Below are 17,610 nucleotides of genomic sequence, written 5' to 3'. Positions count from 1 at the left end.
CCGGGCTGGGCGTTACGGTGCTGGAAGGCCAGCAGCTTACCTGACGGAAGTCCGCGCACGAAAGTCAAGTTACTAGAGGAAAACCCCTAATATTTCACTTGAAACCGAGCGCCTGCTCTGCACTGAAAACGTCAAAAAGGGGCCGAAGCCCCTTTTGAAAACAACAACTTATGATGCGGCGCCCGGTCCTAGGCCACTTTCTTGGTGTAATCGCCGCGATCGTCAGGCGGCGCCTTACGGGTGCCGTTGATCAGCATCCGCACCGCCATCATGATCATGCGATAGACGAAGCGCACCAGCACCAGGAACAGCACGATCTCGACAAACGTGATCAGTACCGCCAGCGGCAGGCCGAAGCCGCCGGCGCGCGCGCCCCAGTACGCCATGCGGCGCTGGAACTTGATGGCCAGGTTTTCACGCATGATCTCGATGCTGTCGTAGAACGTCGGCACCATCAGCAAGGTCAGCAACGTGGACGTGATGGTGCCGCCGATGATGGCCACCGCCATCGGACGGTAGAACTCGCCGCCTTCACCGAGCGCCAGCGCCACCGGCAACATGCCCGCGATCAGCGCGAACGTGGTCATCAGGATCGGCCGCAGGCGCATGCGGCCCGCGTACATCAGCGCGTCTTCGCGGCTGTGGCCCTCTTCCTCGCGGGTACGGGCCGCTTCCAGCAGCAGGATGGCGTTCTTGGCGACCAACCCCATCAGCATGATCACCCCGATCAGGCTCATCAGGTTGAGGGTGCTGCCGGTCACCAGCAGGCCCACCACCACGCCGATCAGCGACAGTGGCAGCGACAGCATCACGCCGATCGGCGCCATGAAGGAACCGAACTGCATCACCAGGATCAGATACATCAAGCCCACGCCGGCCAGCAGCGCAATGCCCATGGCACCGAACACTTCCTGCATGTCCTTGCCGGCGCCGCCCAGCGACAGGCCGTAGCCGGGCGGGAAGTCGATCGACTCGGCCAGCGCCTTGGCGGCGTTGGTCACTTCGCCGTCCGAGCGGCCCTGGGCGTTGGCGGTCACGGTGATCACGCGCTTGCCATCCTTGTGCTTGATGGTCGATGGTCCTTTACCCATGGTGACGGCAGCGATCTGGTCGAGCGGCACCATCTGGTTGGTGCCCACCACGGCAATCGGCAGACGTTCGATGTTTTCCGCGCTGGCGCGGTCTTCCGGCGCCAGGCGCACCGCCACGTCGCGCGATTCACCGGTCGGGTCCACCCAGTCGCCCACTTCGATGCCGGCAAACGCCACCCGCAGCGCTTGCGCCGCGTCGCCGGCAGCGATGCCCATCGAGTTGGCCAAGCCACGGTTGAGCACGATTTGCAGCTCGTCCTTCGGATCCTGCTCGGACAGCGTGACATCGACCGCACCGGGCACCTTGCGCAGGCGTTCCATGTAATCGGTGGTAATTTCCATCAGCTTGCGCGAATCGGCGCCGGTGAACTGGATCTGCACTGGTTTGCCGCCGCCGTTGGCCAGGTCGTCCTGCACCGTGTATTCGGCGCCGACCAGGCCGGCCAGTTTTTCACGCAGCTCCTTGGCCACCTCGGCCGAGGAACGGTTACGCTCATTTTTCTTGCCCAGGTCCACATAGATCTTGCCGCCAGCCACATTCACATAGGCATTGGTCTGCTTGACTTCCTTGATGGTAAAGGCGATGTCGGCAGCGTTCTGCAGTTTCAGGCGCGAATACTCGAGGCTGGACGACGACGGCGTGCGCACATCGACAGCAATGGTGCCGAAGTCGGACGCCGGCAGGAAGCTGCTGCCGCCCTTCCACATCTGCAAGCCGATCGCGGCCACGAACGTGAGCACCGCGATGATGCCCATGGTGCGGCGGTGGCGCAATGCCCAGGCGATCACGCGGCCGTAGCGGTCGGCCTGGTGGTCGAACCAGATATTGAAGCGTTCCAGCACGCGGCTGATGCCGGTGCGCGGCTTGGTGTGGTGGTCCGGCGGGTCGCCCCAGAACGCGGACAACATCGGGTCGAGCGTAAACGAGATCAGGAGCGACACGGCCACCGAGCAGGTCACGGTCAGCGCGAACGGCCGGAACCACTCGCCGGTAATGCCGGGCATGAAGGCGACCGGGATGAACACGGCCATGATCGAGAACGTGGTGGCGGCCACCGCCATGCCGATTTCCGCCGTGCCCTTGAGTGCGGCCGTGCGGCGGTCGGCGCCCATCTGCATGTGGCGCACGATGTTTTCCCGCACCACGATGGCATCATCGATCAGCACGCCGATTGCCAGCGACAGGCCGAGCAAGGTCATGAAGTTGAGCGTGAAGCCGCACAGCCACACGCCGATGAACGCGGCCAGCACCGAGGTGGGCAGCGACAGCGCCGTAATCAGGGTCGAGCGCCACGAGTTCAGGAACGCGTACACCACGAAAATGGTCAGGCCGGCGCCGAACACCAGCGCCTCGATCACGTTGTTGAGGCTGGACTCGGCATCTTCGCCGCCGTCCTGGGTGATTTCCAGAGCAGTACCCTTCGGCAGTTCCTTGTTGATCTCGGCCGTGAGCTTGCGCACCGCGTGCGCCACCGAGACGGTGGACGCGTCGCGCGAACGGGAAATCGAGATGCCGACGTTGGGCTTGCCCGAGCGCACGCTGAGCGAGCTCATTTCGGCAAAGCCGTCTTCGATGGTGGCCACCTGCGACAGGCGCACCAGGTCGTCGCCGTTACGCTTGATCACCACTTGCTGGAAGTCTTCGGGACGCTCGATGCGACCCACCAGGCGGATGCTTTTTTCGTCCAGCTCGCCGCGCACCTTGCCCACCGGCGCATTGGTGTTCTGGTTGCGCAGCGCGTTGACCACGTCGCCTACCGACACATTGTATTCACGCAGCTTTTCCGCCTTGAGCAGCACAGAGAGCTCGCGCTTGAGCGAACCGTCGATATTGACCGAGGACACGCCGTCGATGCCGCGGAAGCGGTCGGCCAGCTTGTCTTCGGCCAGGCGCGAAATGGCCGAGTGGGTTTGCGCAGTGGACGACAGCGCCAGCTGCATGACCGGCTGGGCCGAGGTATCGATCCGTTGCAGGATCGGCTCACGCATCTCGATCGGCAGCTTGTAGCGCACCGCCGCGATGGCGTTGCGGATCTCGTCGGACGCTTCGATCAGGTTTTTGCTGAACCCGAACTTGACCTGGATGCGCGCCGTGCCTTCGGACGCGGTGGAGTTGGTCTCGGTCACGCCGGTAATCGACTGGAACGATTTTTCCAGACGGTTGATGATCTCGCGCTCGACCGTCTCGGGTGAGGCGCCCGGGTATGGAATGCTGACGATGATGAACGGGATTTCCACGTCCGGGTTCTGGTTGACCCGCAACTTGCTCAGGGCCATCAGGCCCAGGCACATCATGGCCACGATCAGCACGATCGTGGCGACCGGCTTCTTGACACTGAAATTCGATAAGAACATGGCTGTTTATTCCTTCTTGTCTGCCACGGTGGCGGCTGGCGCCGACGCGACGGCCTGGGCCGGCTTGGCAACTTTCGGCGCAATGAACGCCACTTTCAGGCCATCCTTGAAGTTCGAGCCGGGCACGCGCATGATGGTGTCGCCGGCGGCCAGGCCGGACAGCACCTGCCAGTTACCGGTACGCTCGTCGCGGGTGCCGATGCCCAGCATCGCCTTGTTCATCACGCCATTTTTCACGCGCCACACGTAGTTGACGTCGCCGGCCTGCACCAGCGCTGCCTGCGGCACCGTCAGCGCGGCGTTGACTTGCGCCTCGACCCGACCTTCCGCGTACAGGCCGGCCACGCGCGGCTGCGCCGGTCCGGCAAACGAGACCAGCACTTCCACCTGGCGGGTGACCGCATTGGCGGCCGGATCGACGCGCTTGACGGTGCCGGCGAAGTTCTGGCCCGGGTAGCCGTTGACGCGGAACAGCACCGGCTGCCCCACCTTGACCACGCCGATCTTGTCGGCCGATACCGTGCCCTCGAAGCGCATGCTGGCCGGATCGATCACTTTCACCAGTTCCTTGCCCACCTGGGCGGTGTCGCCGTTGGACACCTTGCGTTCGCTGACGATGCCGTCGAACGGCGCGCGCACCACGGTGCGGCCCAGTTGCTGGCGCGCGGTGACCAGGCGCGACTTGGCGGCGGCCAGCTCGCTCTGGGCGGTATTGCGGCGCAGTTCCACGTCTTCCAGCGCCTGCGACGACACCATGCCCGACGAGCGCAAGGTGGTCTGGCGCTCGAGCATGCGCTGGGTCTGGTCCAGCGATTGTTGCGCGGCGCGCGCGGCTTCCTCGGCTGAATTGACGTTATCGCGGATCGAGGTCTCGTCCAGGCGCAGCAGTACGTCGCCCTTTTTGACCGGTTCGCCATTTTCCTTGAGCACTTGCAGCACGATCGCGCTCACTTCGGCGCGCAGGTCGGCGCGGCGCTCGGGCTGGATCGAACCGGTGATGACCGGGCCCGATGCCAGGCCGCTGGACTGCACCACCAGCGTGTCTTCGCTTGCAACCTGCAAGGTAATATTCGCAGCCTTGGCGGCCGCTTCTTTTTTCTTGGCCTCCTCGGCTGACTTGTTACACCCCGCCAAGGCTGTAGCGACAGCGATAGCGAGCAGGGTTTTGCGCAACATAAATAAATCTCCGGATGATGGACAAGTAGTAATGAATAGTAATTAGAATTTTGGACAGACTACAGCGCGCAGAGTATCCCTGACTGCCCCTGAGCGGTCAATGCGCCTGCGACAGACGGCAGAATCTGTGGCTGAATTGCGAAATTGGGGGATGAGCGGGAATTTTGGCGGATAGCCGGCAGCAGCCGGCAACCGCGTATGCCGGGTTCAGCCCCTGGACGAAGGCCGAACCCGAGTGGCACTGCAGGGGAATCAGCGGCCGAAGAAGTGGTTGATCACGTGGGCGATGGCGATGCCGGTGCACAGGCCACCGGCAATTTCGACCAGGGTGTGGCCCATGCGCTCGCGCAGCCACTTGTGGCCGCCATCCTTGCCGGCCAGGCGGTTAATGGCGGCCGCCTGCTTGCCCACGTGCTGGCGCAGGCTGTTGGCGTCGATGATGACGATGAAGCACAGCGTGACCGCCACGCCGAAGGCCGGGTGGCCAATGCCCTCGCGCAGCGCGATCAGGGTGGCCATGCTGGAGACGACTGCGCTGTGGTTGCTGGGAAAGCCGCCGTTACCGACCAGGTTGAACGCCCACTGGCGCGCCTTGGCGCTGTTGATCAGGAACTTGATCGGGCCCACGGTGATCCAGGTAATGAGGGGAGTGACGAGATACGCGATATCCATCCGATAATCCTTTGAATTGTTGTGGCGTAAATTTTTGTGGCGCAATTATCGCAGAACCACACACAGCGGCCCAGCAATGATGCCTGTCCTTCTACATCTCGGCTAGAATTGCTTCATCCCTAAACTTCCAAGAAGAACAATATGCGGCACTTTGGTGTTTCCTTTGCAGTCACCTTCATTCTCATGGGCCTGGCCGGCTGGTGGGGTTTCAATCATGGCGGCAGCGCCGGCATGCTCTCGGCGCTGTGGATTTGCGCCGTGCTGGGCGTGATGGAAGTCTCGCTGTCGTTCGACAACGCGGTGGTCAACGCGTCCGTGCTGCGCCACTGGAACGAATTCTGGCGCAAGCTGTTCCTCACGGTCGGCATCCTGGTGGCCGTGTTTGGCATGCGGCTGGTGTTTCCGCTGCTGATCGTCTCGGTCGCCACCGGCCTGGGCCTGTTTGACGTCTGGACCATGGCCACCACCACTCCCGACGAGTATTCGCGCCACCTGACCGAGGCGCATGCCCAGGTCGCCGCCTTCGGTGGCGCCTTCCTGCTGCTGGTCTTCCTCAACTTCCTGTTCGACGAGGAAAAGGAACACCACTGGCTGGGCTGGATCGAGGAAAAACTCGGTGCGATCGGCACCGGCGGCCTGGCCGTGCTGCTCACCCTCGCTGCCGTGTTCGGCTGCATGACGATGGTGCCGGAGAAAGACAAGCTGAGCGTGCTGACCGCCGGCGTGGTCGGCGTGGTGGTGTACCTGGCGGTATCGTGGCTGTCCGACCTGCTGGAACAGGACGGGCCGACCGATGCCGAAGATGGCGATACCACCGAATCCGGTGTCGGCAGCAAGAACGGCGTCGGCGCCGTGGTCGGCACGGTGGCGCGCGGCAGCATCGGCGGCTTCCTGTACCTGGAAGTGCTGGACGCGTCGTTCAGCTTTGACGGCGTGATCGGCGCCTTTGCCATCACCAAGGACGTGGTGATCATCATGCTGGGCCTGGCCATCGGCGCCATGTTCGTGCGGTCGCTGACGGTATTTTTGGTGCACAAGGGCACGCTGGACGAGTATGTTTACCTGGAACACGGCGCCCACTATGCCATCGGCATCCTGGCGCTGATCATGCTCACCAGCGTGAAATACCATATTCCCGAGTGGTTTACCGGCTTGTCGGGCGTGGCGTTCATCCTGATCTCGCTGTGGTCATCAATCCGTTATAAACGGCAGCACGCTGCGTGATAAGATTCCCAATCTTGCTTAACTTGACTGCCCATCCATGAAATCGAAACGCGTGTTGCTGTACTTTATCGGCTTGGTGATCGTCGCCATGCTTGCTTTTGCCGCCTATACCTGGACCATGCTCAATGTGTCCTACTCGGATGGCGAAAGGGCTGGTTACCTGCAAAAGTTCTCGCGCGTGGGCTGGTTCTGCAAGACCTGGGAGGGAGAAATCCTGCTGACGTCGATGCCAGGCGCGATTCCGGAGAAATTCTTCTTCAGCACGCGCGAAGAAGCGGTAGCCAAGGAGTTGTCGGCTGCCATCGGCAAGCGCGTGGTGCTCGGCTATGCCCAGCACCGGGGCGTGCCGACGCAGTGTTTCGGCGAGAGTGAATATTTTGTGACGAAAGTGACGGTCCAACCGTAACAACCGTAACGTTACCCACCTGGATTCCCGCGCACGCGGGAATCCGGTTTGCTTACCGCGCCCGCCACACTGGCTGCACCATCCGCGCTTCCTTGCGGGCACGGGCAGCATCGAGCGTCTCCACCACCCCGCCTTCGGTCATGGTCAGCTTGGCCAGCACCTTTTGTGCGGCGCCGTAACGGCGCGTTTCCAGTTCCACCATCTGCTGTTTGGCTGCCGTCATCGCTGCCGTGGTGTCGGCCACCTTGCGCTGCATCTCGGCGTGGGCCTTGGCTGCCTGCAGCAGGGCTTGCTGCGCCACCAGCTTGTCCGACACGGCCGCCAGCGCGGCCAGTTCCTGCTGCTCGCGCTCGCGCACGGCGGCCAGCTGCGCTTCCTCGGCCTCGGCGCGCTGGCGCGCTGCTGCCAGTTGCGCCTCTTCCGCTTCGGCGCGCTGGCGCGCTGCGTCGGCCACGGCCTGCTCCGCTTCCAGGCGGCCGGCAATCGCCTGCGACGCCTTCACTTCCGCCGCATTGGTGATGCGCTGCTGCGTGAGTTTCTGGTTGATCAACGCCAGCGACTCGCGCTCGGCAGTCACGAACGCCTGCTCCGCTGCCAAGAGGGCCTCGGCGGCGGCGGCCTTTTCCTGCTCCACTTTGGCGCGCTCGGCGTGCACCACGCCCAGTTCCACGGCCAGGCGCGCCTGCGCTTCCAGCGCGCGGGCGGCAACTGCCTTCTGATCGGCTTCCAGCGATACTTGCGCGGCCAGCTGGCGCGCCGCTTCCGCTTCGGCGTCGGCAACGGCGGCCAGACGCTGTTCGGCAGCCTGCTGCGCGCGCAATGCCTCGGTTTGCTGCTGTTCGGCGGCGGTGCGCTGGCGCGCGGCTTCCTGGGCGCCCTGCTCGGCCGCCAGCTTGGCGCGCAGCGCGGTCAAGGCCTGCTGTTCGTCGGCCGCGCGTTGTTGTTCGGCTTGCAGCGCGGCTTGCGCCTGGGCGGCGCGCTGCCGGGCCAGCTCGCTGGCTTCGGCCAGGGCGTCGGCATGCAGCGCCAGCGTGGCCGCTTCCTGTTCTTCGGCCTGGTTCTGGCTGGCGGCCAGTTCGGCGGCGGTGCGCGCCAGGGCGGCGCGTTCGTCGGCCAGGGCGGCAGCGCGCTGGTGTTCCTCGGCTTGCACGCGGGCCGCTTCGGCGGCAGCGAGATCGCTGGCCTGGCGCAGCTTGGCTTCATCGAGCGCACGCGCTTCGGCTTCGACGCGGGCGTGGGTATCGAGTTCCGCTTCCTGTTCGGCCTGCACCCGGGCCAGCGCCACGGCACGCAGCTGGTTGTCGGCTTCGATGCGGGCTTCGGTGGCAGCCATGATGCGGGCGTCCGCTTCGCGGCGGGCCTGGGCGCTGGCGGCGGCCACCATCTCCAGGCGTTCGCGGTTGAGGGCGGCGTCGCGGATTTCCTTTTCGGTTTGCAGGCGCAGGTGCAGCGACTGGGCGGCGCTGCGATCGGATTCGGCCTTGGCCAGGGCGATCTGTTCGCGCTCCTGCTCCAGGTGGGCCAGCGCGCGTGCTTCTTCCAGCGCCCGCACTTCGGCGGCGGCGCGGTTGAAGGCCGATTCCAGCGCGATCTTGTCGGCGCGTTCGCGCTGCACGGTCAGGTCCAGCGCTTCGGATTCCGCTTCGGCCAGCATCTGCGCGGTCTGGCGCGCCGAGTGGGCGTGGCGTTCGCGTTCGCGCGCCAGGGTGGCCATGCGGGCATCGGCACTGGCGATGCCCACCACCTGGTCCTTGGCCGCTTGCACGGCAGCCACGCGTTCGACCGCTTGCAGGCGCGCTTGTTCGGTTTCCACTTCCAGTTCGTCGGCGGCGCGCGCGGCCTGTGCGGCCAGCTCCGATTCGACGGCGATCTGCTCGGAGGCGCGCTTGCGGCTTTCGTTTTCGGCGCGGGCGCGCTGTTCGGCGGCCTGGCGGATCAGGTTGTCCGCTTCCACGCGCGCGCGCAGTTCGGCGGTTTCCTGTTTCACGGCGTCCAGCCGGGCCACGCTGGCCTGGGCGGCAGCGCGCAGCGATTCAAGGCGGTCGCGGTTGGCGGCAATCGCGTCTTCGGATGCCTGCGCATTTTGCTGGGCGGCGGCGGCAGCAGCGGCATCCATGGCGGCGCGGTCCTCGGCCAGCGCGCGGGCGCGCGACTCGGCGTGGGCGCGGTTTTCGGCGGCGCAGGCGGCTTTCGCTTCCGCTTCCACGCGGGCGATGGCTTCCTGGATGGCCTTCATTTCCATGGCGGCGCGCGGGGCGTTGACGGCGGGCGCCGGTTCGCGGGCGTCGATCACATCGTCGTGCAGCGAAATCTTGGGCAGCGTGTAGGACAGGGACGTGAAGGTGGCGCTGTCGTGTTCAACGGTATCGCTGGGGGCCAATTGTGCTTGCATGAGAGTTCTCGCTGACGGTATGTCCCGATCCACACCGGGACTTCTGAACAGTCATTATCGAGCAGCGCGATGGCCGGCCGAATGGCAAGCAGAGCGGGAAAAGCCCGCTATTTCCCTATTTAGATTGGCAGCGGCGGCTCGTCCATCAATGCCACCTGCTCGCGCAGCTCGAGGATGCGGTCCTGCCAGTACTGCTGGGTGTTAAACCACGGGAAGGCCACCGGGAAGGCGGGGTCGTCCCAGCGGCGGGCCAGCCAGGCCGAGTAGTGGATCAGGCGCAGGGTGCGCAGCGCTTCGACCAGGTGCAGCTGGCGCGGATTGAATTCGCAAAAGTCCTCGTAGCCGGCCAGGATGTCGCTCATCTGGCGCACCTGCTCGGCGCGGCTGCCGGACAACATCATCCACAGGTCCTGGATGGCCGGGCCCATGCGGCTGTCGTCGAAATCGACAAAGTGGGGGCCGGCATCGGTCCATAAAACATTGCCGCCATGGCAATCGCCGTGCAGGCGCAGTTGCGGCAAATCGCCTGCCCGGTCGTAGCTGCGGCGCACGCCATCGAGTGCCTGCTGCGAAATGCTGGCGTAGGCGTCGGCCAGGTCGGCCGGAATGAAACGGTTGGTTTGCAGGAACTCGCACGGCTCGGTGCCGAAGGTGGCGATGTCGAGCGCCGGGCGGTGTGCATAAGGCTTGATGGCGCCGACCGCGTGGATGCGGGCGATGAAGCGGCCGGTCCATTCGAGTACGTCCGGGGCGTCGAGCTCGGGCGCGCGGCCGCCATGGCGGGCGAATACGGCAAAGCGGAAACCGTTAAAGTGGTGCAGCGTGGCGCCCTGGACGGCGAGCGCCGGCACCACCGGAATTTCGCGTGCGGCCAGTTCTTCGGTAAAACCGTGTTCTTCGAGGATGGCGGCGTCGCTCCAGCGCCCCGGGCGGTAAAACTTGGCCACCAGCGGTTTGCCGTCCTCGATGCCCACCTGGTACACGCGGTTTTCGTAGCTGTTAAGCGCCAGCAGGCGGCCGTCACCGCGCAGGCCGATGCTTTCCAGTGCATCAAGCACGCACGAGGGGTCGAGGGCGGCGTAGGGGTGCGGCGCTGCGGCGGCGGTTGCAGGGCTGTCGGCGTCGATCGGATCGGCCATGGCGGCCAGCAGGGCTGCGGCGCGCGCATCGGCGGCAGCGTCGGCTGCCGCTTCGTCAGCGTCGTTGTAATCTGGGGTTTGTTGGCTCATGGCGTCATTGTACGTGGCGCGGCGTGTATACTGTCGCCTTCCAAGCAAAAGCACCAGAAAGATAAAAATGCAACTCGACCAGCCACTGAGCGACAAAGAATTCGACGAACTGGACAGTTTCCTGTTGTCCGACCGCAGCCCTGAAGATGCGATGACAATGGACATCCTGCACGGCTACCTGACGGCCATCGCCATCGGCCCGGAAACCGTGATGCCCGCCGAATGGCTGAAAAAAGTCTGGGGCAAGGAAGCGACCGACGTTCCAACCTTCAAGCACGCCAAGGAAGAGGAACGCATCCTCGAGCTGATCATGCGCTTCATGAACGAAGTGCTGGTGACGTTCGAAGTGGCGCCGAAAGAATTCGAAGCACTGTTCGTCGAGCACGAGCACGAAGGCCAGACCCTGATCGACGCCGAAGCCTGGTGCTGGGGCTTCTGGGAAGGCATGGACTTGCGCCCCGGTTCGTGGGACGCCATCTTCACCGAACTGCCGGAACTGATGAAACCGATCTACCTGCTGGGCGCCGACGAGATCGAAGAGGACGAACTGGCGCTGGTGGAAGACCCGGTCAAGGCCCATAAACTGGCGTTGGAACTGGAAGCGAACCTGCCGGCCATCCACAAGTTCTGGGTACCACGTCGCAAGGCCGCCGTGGAAACCGTCAAGCGCGACGAACCGAAAGTGGGCCGTAACGACGAATGCCCTTGCGGCAGTGGCAAGAAGTACAAGAAATGCCACGGTAACGACGGCGCGGCTGAATAAGCCACTGCGTTCGGTTGGGGCGCTGCCTCATCCGTTCCAGTAAAATGGGCATCTTAATCAGGATGCCCATGTTCTCCCTGCCGTTCAAACTCCCCTCCACGGCCACTGCGCCGTTCTGTCCGTCCGAAGTTGCCGGTACCGTTGCGGTCACGGCGGACGATCCCTATTGGAAAAAAGTCCTGCGCTTTGCCGGTCCCGGCTTGCTGGTCTCGGTCGGCTACATGGATCCGGGCAACTGGGCCACGGCGATCCAGGGCGGTTCGCAGTTCGGCTACCAGTTGCTGTACGTGGTGGTGCTGTCGAGCCTGGCCGCCATCGTGCTGCAATGCCTGAGCATGCGCCTGGGCATCGTCACCGGCAAGGATCTGGCCGTGCATTGCCGCGAGCAGTACAAGCCGCCGGTCGCCAAAACCCTGTGGGGCTTTGCCGAGATCTCGATCATCGCCTGCGACCTGGCCGAAGTCTTAGGGTGTGCGCTGGCGTTCAAGCTGCTGTTGGGCGTATCGCTGCCGGTGGGTGTGGCGCTGACCGCGCTCGACACCCTGATTATTTTGGGTTTGAAAGGCAAGGGCTTCCGCCAGATCGAAGCGATTGTGCTGGGGTTGATCCTGACGGTGGCCGTGTGCCTGGTGGCCGAGCTCATTTTCGTCAAGCCCGACTGGCAGGCCGTAGCCGCCGGCCTGGTGCCGTCGATGCAAACCCTGTCGCAGCGCGAGCCGCTGTATCTCGCCATCGGCATCCTTGGCGCGACGGTAATGCCGCACAACCTGTACCTGCATTCGTCGGTGGTGCAAACCCGGGTGGTGTTGCCCACGCCCGCCGCGAAACAGGAAGCCATCGGCCTGTCGCGCATCGACACCATCATTTCGCTGCTGCTGGCGTTGCTGATCAATGGCGCCATCCTGGTGGTGGCCGCTGCAGCCTTCTACGAACCCGGCAACACGCGCGTGCTCGACATCGACGACGCCTACCAGTTGCTCGCGCCCGTGGCCGGCACCGCGCTGGCCGCCATCCTGTTCGGCCTGGCGCTGCTCGCTTCCGGTCAAAGTTCCACCTTTACCGGCACGATCGCCGGCCAGGTGATCATGGAAGGCTTTTTGAAAATGAAGATCCCGTGCTGGCAGCGGCGCCTGCTCACGCGCGGCCTGGCGCTGATCCCGGCCATGATCGGCGTGCTGACGCTGGGCGAACACTCGGTGGGCAAGCTGCTGGTGCTGAGCCAGGTGGTCCTGAGCCTGCAACTGCCGTTCGCCATGTACCCGCTGATCAGCCTGACCTCGCAACGCCGCATCATGGGCGACTTCGTCAACGCCTGGTGGACCACCACGCTGGCGTGGCTGCTGTTCGTGGTGATTTCGGCGGCGAATGTGTGGCTGGTGTGGCAGGCGGTGGCGGGGTGATGGCTTGTAGACTATCTAGTCTCGTGCTTGAGCCGCCAGCACATACCCCGCCACATCCTCCAGCGTCGGCGCCAGCCAGCGCAGCGGGGCGGCGACCGAGGCGATCAGGGTGGTGTGGCTGACGCGGTCGTAGTACAGCTCCCTGACCGGCACCTGCTGCGCGCGCAGGGCCTCGGCCAGGTGGCCGGTGTTGCGTTGCGGGTTGACCAGGCTGTCGCTGCGGGCGGCGATCAGCAGCGCCGGTGGCGACTGTCTGGACACGTGGCGTACCGGTTGCGAATCGGACGGCGTGTCCGGGAAGTGGAACACCGGCCTGGTCGTCGTGTTTTCAACCGGCAGGAAATCGTAGGGGCCGGCCAGGCCGATCCAGCCGCGCAGGTCGGCCGGAGTCATGTCTTGCGCCGCCAGCCAGCGCGGATCGAGCGCCACCATGGCGGCGTTGTAGGCGCCGGCGCTGTGGCCCATCACGAACAGCCGCTGTGGATCGCCGCCGTACTGCGCCGCGTGGCGCCTGGCCCAGGCCACTGCCTGCGCCGCGTCATTCAAAAAATCGGGGTAACGCACTTGCGGGTACAGGCGGTAATCGGCCACCACGGTAACGATGCCGTGCGCGGCCAGTGAGCGGCCGATGAATGCATAGTCGGCGCGCTCCCCGGACACCCAGTTGCCGCCATAGAAGAACACCACGACCGGCGCCGCGCCGTGCGCAATCAGGGGCCGGTACACATCGAGTTTCTGGCGCGGGTGGTCGCCGTAGGACAGGCTCTCGGTGCGCTCTGACTCACTGGCAGGCGTGAGCGCGTTGAGGGTGCCCAGCGGCGAACAGGCAACCACGCTCAGCGCCAGCACTACGGGCACCAGGGTGATGAGGACAGTACGGGAGAGGCGTGGCATGATCTGGCGGTATTGGTTGCAATATCCCTACTCTACCGCGCGCCCGTACCCGGCACAGTGCGCCGATACACGGAGTTACTTGCCGGCCGGATGAATGACGGTGGCCGTGTAATCGCGCAGCGGATAGCCGCCGGGGATGCCACGGCACAATTGCCCGGACGAGGCCTCGATCAGCTGGAAGCCGGCGGCGGTCCACGCCCACGTGGCCGCGACGTTGCAGTCGCCGATGCCGCGTCCCTTGCCAAAGCTCGACAGCTGGTTGTTGTCGAAGCCGGGATTCATCAGGTACGCGTCATGGCGGCCATTGGCGTCTGGCAGATTGACCGGTTTTGGCGCATACGGCGCCTTGTCGCTGGCGGTCCACAGCTCGAAACTGGACTGGTAAGCGCCGCGTCCGCATTCGAGCACCAGCAGCACCTGGCTGGCCGACAGCCGGTGGAGTTCGTTCTGGCGCTCGCCGTCCGCAATGTCGACCGGGCTTTCGCAGCCGCCGTGCCTGAGGGTCTTGACGATCAGCGGCAGAAGCTTGCCGTCTTCCTTGCGGGTGGCGACAGCGGGCAGTTGTTTTACTTGCGGCGCCGGGAGCGGCGGCAGCGCGGCACTGGCTGGCTTGGCGCCGGGCATGGCCAGCGCGGTGGGCGTACCCACCCTGCCCTGCACGTCGTCGAGCTTGAGCAGCGCGGCCTTGAGGCCGGCCAGCGACAGGGTCCAGGTGCGCTTGCCAGCGCTGACCTTGGCCGAGTCGGCATTGAGCAGCAGCGGCAGCAGCCTGGCCACCTGTTCGGGCGTGAGCTCCGCGTCGGCGCGCAGGCCGCGCACCGTGGTCTGGCCGACCTGCACGGTCAAGGGCCCGAGCTTGGCGTCATCGTCGGTATAGGGCGAGAGCTTGAGCGACACGGGCGCCGTGGCGCCGGCATCGCGCGCCAGCGCCAGCACTACCGGTTCGGCCGCGTCTTCCTTCTGGTAACCGGCCGCCTCGCAGCGGCGCGTGTTATCGCACGCCACTTCCCAGTCCTTGAACGTGAAGTGGCCCGCGCTGGCGCTGGCATGGGCGGCGCCGCAAACGAGCGCCAGCGCCAGGGCCGGTGCGTAGCGGGGGTTGATCATCACAGCTTGATGAAGTGCTCGCGGTAGTACTTGAGTTCTTCGATCGACTCGACGATGTCGGCCAGCGCCGTGTGCATCTGGTGCTTCTTGAAACCGGAGACCATGGCCGGCGCCCAGCGCTTGCCCAGTTCTTTCAGGGTCGAGACGTCGATGTTGCGATAATGGAAATACGCTTCAAGCTTGGGCATGTAGCGCACCATGAAACGGCGGTCCTGGCCAATGGTGTTGCCGCACATAGGCGCTTTGCCTTTTGGCACCCATTGCTTCATGAAGGCGATGATCTGCTCTTCGGCTTGCGCTTCGGTCACGGTGGACGCCTTGACCTTGTCGATCAGGCCCGAGCGGCCGTGGGTGCCCTTGTTCCAGGCATCCATGCCGTTGAGCACTTCGTCGCTTTGGTGGATCACCAGCACCGGGCCTTCGGCCAGCACGTTCAGGTGCATGTCGGTGACGATCACGGCCACTTCGATGATGCGGTCGGTGTCCGGCTCCAGGCCGGTCATTTCCATATCGACCCAGACCAGGTTCATCTCGTTCTGGCGCGGGGTGATCACCGCCGGGGCGGAACCTTCTGGCAAATCATTAGCTTGTGACATAATTCTCTCTTGGCCTCATTACAGCCGATAGTAATCCGAATCCGCCATTTTCTCACAGGCATAGAATGTATACCCTCGCGTTTTCGATTTTGTTTGTGTCTTTCATCGTTTTGACGCTGATCGTGCGCTTCTGGCTGGCCTCGCGCCAGATCCGCCATGTGCTGGCGCACCGCAACGCCGTGCCGGCCGAATTTGCCGAGCGCATCCCGCTCGCCGCCCACCAGAAGGCCGCCGACTACACGGTAGCCCGTACCAAGTTCGGCCTGCTGGCGCTGCTGGTCAACACCGTGGTGCTGATCGGCTTTACCCTGTTTGGCGGCCTGCAGTGGCTGTCGGAACAGATTTTTCAGATCACCGGCCCCGGCATGGTGTACCAGCTGGCGCTGCTGGCGGCGTTTGCGCTGATCTCGGGCGTGATCGACGTGCCGTTCGATTACTATAAACAGTTCAAGCTCGAGCAGCGCTTCGGCTTCAACAAGATGACGCGCGGCCTGTTCTTTGCCGACCTGCTCAAGGGCGCAGCGCTGGGCACGGCCATCGGCCTGCCGCTGGTGTGGGTGGTGCTGACGCTGATGGATAAATCGGGCGCGCTGTGGTGGTTCTACGCCTGGCTGGTGTGGAGCGGCTTCCAGCTGTTGATGATGGTGCTGTTCCCCACCGTGATCGCGCCGCTCTTCAACAAGTTCACGCCGCTGGCCGACCAGTCGCTCAAGGACCGCATCGAGGGACTGATGACGCGCGTGGGCTTCGCTTCCAAGGGCCTGTTCGTGATGGACGGCTCGAAACGCAGCGCCCACGGCAACGCCTATTTTTCCGGCTTCGGCGCCCATAAACGCATCGTCTTCTTCGACACCCTGCTCGCGCGCCTGCAACCGCACGAGATCGAGGCGGTGCTGGCGCACGAACTCGGCCACTTCAAGCTCAAGCACATCGTCAAGCGCATCACGATGATGTTTGCCATTTCGCTCGGCTTCCTGGCGCTGCTCGGTTACCTGAAAAACCAGGTGTGGTTCTACACCGGCCTCGGGGTCGATCCGCTGGCGCTGCCCGGCCAGACCAACGATGCCATGGTGCTGCTGCTGTTCATGCTGGTGCTGCCGGTGTTTACATTCCTGTTCGGACCGCTGACCTCGATCAGCTCGCGCAAGCACGAATTCGAAGCGGACGCCTTTGCCGCCCAACATACTGCCGCGCGCGACCTGGTGTCGGCGCTGGTCAAAATGTACGAAGACAACGCGTCCACCCTTACTCCCGATCCGCTGCACTCGGCCTTCTACGATACCCACCCGCCGGCGAGCGTGCGGATTCGACAACTCAATTTGGCTGCGGCTTCATGAACAACCCAAAACTCCAACAAAAACTGACGGCAACCATCATCGCCGCCCACGGCCGCCACTACCTGGCCGAAGCCGATGGCCGCAAGCTGCAATGCGTTACGCGCGGCAAGAAAACCAACGTTGCCGTCGGCGACATCGTGCAGATCACCACCACGTCCAACGACCAGGGCGTGATCGACAAGATCGAGGAACGCAGCACCCTGCTCTACCGCTCCGACCAGTACAAGTCGAAACTGCTGGCCGCCAACCTGACGCAGTTGTTCGTCGTGGTAGCGACCGAGCCGGGCTTTGCCGACGACCTGGTCTCGCGCTCGCTGGTGGCGGCCGAGGCGGCCGGCATCAAGGCCCACCTGATCCTCAACAAGACCGACGTGGCAGCAGCGCTGCCGCGCACGCGCGAACGGGTGGCTGCCTACGGCTCGCTCGGCTACCCGGTGCACGAGGTCTCGGCCACGGCCCGGCCCGAGGAAGCGGTGGCGATCCTGCAACCGCTGATGGCGGGCCAGTCGTCGATCCTGATCGGCCAGTCCGGCATGGGCAAGTCGTCGCTGATCAACCTGCTGGTGCCCGACGCCGACATCGCCGTGCGCGAAATCTCGGCCGCGCTCGATACCGGCAAGCACACCACGACCTTCACCCGCCTTTACCAGTTGCCCGAACTGGGCGCAGGCACGGCCATCATCGATTCGCCCGGTTTCCAGGAATTCGGCCTCTACCATTTGACCGAGGGCATGCTCGAACGCGCCTTCGTCGAATTCGCGCCCTACCTGGGCCACTGCAAATTCTACAACTGCCGCCACCTGATCGAACCGCAGTGCGCGGTGCTGGCGGCAGTCGCGGAAGGCAAGATCGCCCGCATGCGCCATACGTTGTACGGCCAACTGTTGCACGAATCGTCGCAAACCCTGTACTGATCCAACAACAATCGCGACTTGCGCACGGGCCGTGTTTGCAGTCTATAATTCTCG

The 17,610-nt window shown here is 64.3% G+C and carries 14 protein-coding genes; 6 read left to right on the top strand and 8 right to left on the bottom strand.

Annotated features, from left to right (window positions below; genetic code table 11):
- Window positions 1–188: 188 nt before the first annotated feature.
- From ASF04_RS07155 to ASF04_RS07145, 3 genes are all read right to left on the bottom strand, one after another.
- A complete protein-coding gene (locus ASF04_RS07155) occupies window positions 189–3,446 on the bottom strand; it encodes an efflux RND transporter permease subunit (protein ID WP_056139452.1) in 3,258 nt (1,085 codons plus the stop codon).
- Between the two features lie 6 nt (window positions 3,447–3,452).
- Window positions 3,453–4,622, bottom strand: a complete 1,170-nt coding sequence (locus ASF04_RS07150) for an efflux RND transporter periplasmic adaptor subunit (protein ID WP_056139449.1) — start codon at window positions 4,620–4,622, stop codon at window positions 3,453–3,455.
- A gap of 252 nt (window positions 4,623–4,874) precedes the next feature.
- Window positions 4,875–5,294 carry a divergent PAP2 family protein gene (locus ASF04_RS07145; RefSeq protein ID WP_056139447.1) on the bottom strand — a complete coding sequence of 140 codons (420 nt, stop codon included), beginning with the start codon at window positions 5,292–5,294 and terminating at the stop codon, window positions 4,875–4,877.
- 141 nt (window positions 5,295–5,435) lie between these two features.
- On the opposite strand from ASF04_RS07145, the gene ASF04_RS07140 reads away from it, so the two are divergent.
- Both ASF04_RS07140 and ASF04_RS07135 read left to right on the top strand, forming a co-directional pair.
- Window positions 5,436–6,518 carry a DUF475 domain-containing protein gene (locus ASF04_RS07140; protein WP_056139446.1) on the top strand — a complete coding sequence of 361 codons (1,083 nt, stop codon included), beginning with the start codon at window positions 5,436–5,438 and terminating at the stop codon, window positions 6,516–6,518.
- Window positions 6,519–6,555: 37 nt separating this feature from the next.
- A complete protein-coding gene (locus ASF04_RS07135) occupies window positions 6,556–6,924 on the top strand; it encodes a hypothetical protein (RefSeq protein WP_019924874.1) in 369 nt (122 codons plus the stop codon).
- A 52-nt stretch (window positions 6,925–6,976) separates the two neighbouring features.
- On the opposite strand, the gene ASF04_RS07130 is transcribed toward ASF04_RS07135, so the two are convergent.
- Both ASF04_RS07130 and ASF04_RS07125 read right to left on the bottom strand, forming a co-directional pair.
- Window positions 6,977–9,316, bottom strand: a complete 2,340-nt coding sequence (locus ASF04_RS07130; RefSeq protein WP_056139444.1) for a hypothetical protein — start codon at window positions 9,314–9,316, stop codon at window positions 6,977–6,979.
- Between the two features lie 119 nt (window positions 9,317–9,435).
- Entirely contained in the window at window positions 9,436–10,455 is a 1,020-nt protein-coding gene (locus ASF04_RS07125) for a serine/threonine protein kinase (RefSeq protein WP_229204960.1), read from the bottom strand.
- A gap of 157 nt (window positions 10,456–10,612) precedes the next feature.
- On the opposite strand from ASF04_RS07125, the gene ASF04_RS07120 reads away from it, so the two are divergent.
- Entirely contained in the window at window positions 10,613–11,308 is a 696-nt protein-coding gene (locus ASF04_RS07120) for a UPF0149 family protein (protein ID WP_056139440.1), read from the top strand.
- A 68-nt stretch (window positions 11,309–11,376) separates the two neighbouring features.
- Window positions 11,377–12,708 (top strand): Nramp family divalent metal transporter, encoded by a 1,332-nt coding sequence (locus tag ASF04_RS07115; RefSeq protein ID WP_156368564.1) that lies wholly within the window; start codon window positions 11,377–11,379, stop codon window positions 12,706–12,708.
- Window positions 12,709–12,723: 15 nt separating this feature from the next.
- Here ASF04_RS07115 and ASF04_RS07110 read toward each other — a convergent pair whose 3' ends face one another.
- From ASF04_RS07110 to orn, 3 genes are all read right to left on the bottom strand, one after another.
- The gene (locus ASF04_RS07110) at window positions 12,724–13,602 is read right to left on the bottom strand and encodes an alpha/beta hydrolase (protein WP_056139435.1); all 879 of its coding nucleotides are present in this window, start codon (window positions 13,600–13,602) and stop codon (window positions 12,724–12,726) included.
- A gap of 75 nt (window positions 13,603–13,677) precedes the next feature.
- The gene (locus ASF04_RS07105; RefSeq protein WP_056139433.1) at window positions 13,678–14,709 is read right to left on the bottom strand and encodes a DUF1176 domain-containing protein; all 1,032 of its coding nucleotides are present in this window, start codon (window positions 14,707–14,709) and stop codon (window positions 13,678–13,680) included.
- Window positions 14,709–15,305, bottom strand: coding sequence for an oligoribonuclease (orn, locus tag ASF04_RS07100; protein WP_026637844.1), 597 nt, complete (start codon window positions 15,303–15,305; stop codon window positions 14,709–14,711). The genes ASF04_RS07105 and orn overlap by 1 nt, the downstream gene beginning before the upstream one ends.
- Before the next feature lie 65 nt (window positions 15,306–15,370).
- Here orn and ASF04_RS07095 point away from each other — a divergent pair, with 65 nt between their 5' ends.
- Complete coding sequence (locus ASF04_RS07095) at window positions 15,371–16,642, top strand: M48 family metallopeptidase (protein ID WP_056139431.1); 1,272 nt, start codon at window positions 15,371–15,373, stop codon at window positions 16,640–16,642.
- Complete coding sequence (gene rsgA, locus ASF04_RS07090) at window positions 16,639–17,556, top strand: ribosome small subunit-dependent GTPase A (RefSeq protein ID WP_056139430.1); 918 nt, start codon at window positions 16,639–16,641, stop codon at window positions 17,554–17,556. Before ASF04_RS07095 ends, rsgA begins: the two co-directional genes overlap by 4 nt.
- Window positions 17,557–17,610: the final 54 nt, after the last annotated feature.

Origin of the sequence: Duganella sp. Leaf61 (assembly GCF_001421905.1) — a bacterium.
GTDB classification, from domain to species: Bacteria; Pseudomonadota; Gammaproteobacteria; order Burkholderiales; family Burkholderiaceae_D; genus Rugamonas; species Rugamonas zoogloeoides.
This window is presented reverse-complemented; position numbering and strand designations above follow the sequence as displayed.